Origin of the sequence: Streptomyces calidiresistens (assembly GCF_014141525.1) — a bacterium.
GTDB classification, from domain to species: Bacteria; Actinomycetota; Actinomycetes; order Streptomycetales; family Streptomycetaceae; genus Streptomyces; species Streptomyces calidiresistens.
The window spans coordinates 1-484 of the sequence record NZ_VKHS01001545.1; the positions used below are offsets into that span (position 1 = coordinate 1).

2 protein-coding genes are annotated in these 484 nt (G+C 72.5%); both read right to left on the reverse strand.

All coding sequences use genetic code 11. The annotated features are described in order from the left end of the window. On the reverse strand, positions 1–311 hold a 311-nt coding region (locus FOE67_RS28215; protein WP_228474386.1), incomplete at its 3' end, for a putative phage holin. An 8-nt stretch (positions 312–319) separates the two neighbouring features. Continuing rightward, positions 320–469 carry a DUF7620 family protein gene (locus FOE67_RS30925; RefSeq protein WP_438874332.1) on the reverse strand — a complete coding sequence of 50 codons (150 nt, stop codon included), beginning with the start codon at positions 467–469 and terminating at the stop codon, positions 320–322. Positions 470–484: the final 15 nt, after the last annotated feature.

Below are 484 nucleotides of genomic sequence, written 5' to 3' on the forward strand. Positions count from 1 at the left end.
CCCTCCTCCCGCGCCTCCCGCTGCGCCCGCCACAACAACACCGTCCGCTGCACGAACAGCGCAGCGACCGCCAGCACGATCGCGGACCGCACGAACCGCAACACCGGCGCAGCCTGCGGCCACACCGTGATCACCACCGCGTACGCGCACAACGCCCCCACCACCACCGCCATCGCCATGATGTGCCGGCCCTCCACCGACTCCCACCACGGGGCCACCGCCGCGTAGCTCGCCACGAACGCGAGCACCGCCACCACCGCCACCAGCGACGTCCCGGCGTTCAGTATCCGATCCACATCCACGTCCCTCACCCTCCCTCTCACGGCGCCTGCCGTCCCTCTCGCAACGCCTTGCGGAAGTTCTCCGCGAAGTGGTTCTCCTGGCGCAGCCGCCTCAACTCCTCGGCCAGGCGCCGCACCTCCTGGTGCCGCCCGGCAACCCGGCGGTCCGCCTCCACCGCCCGCTCCAACGCCTCCCGCGCCCC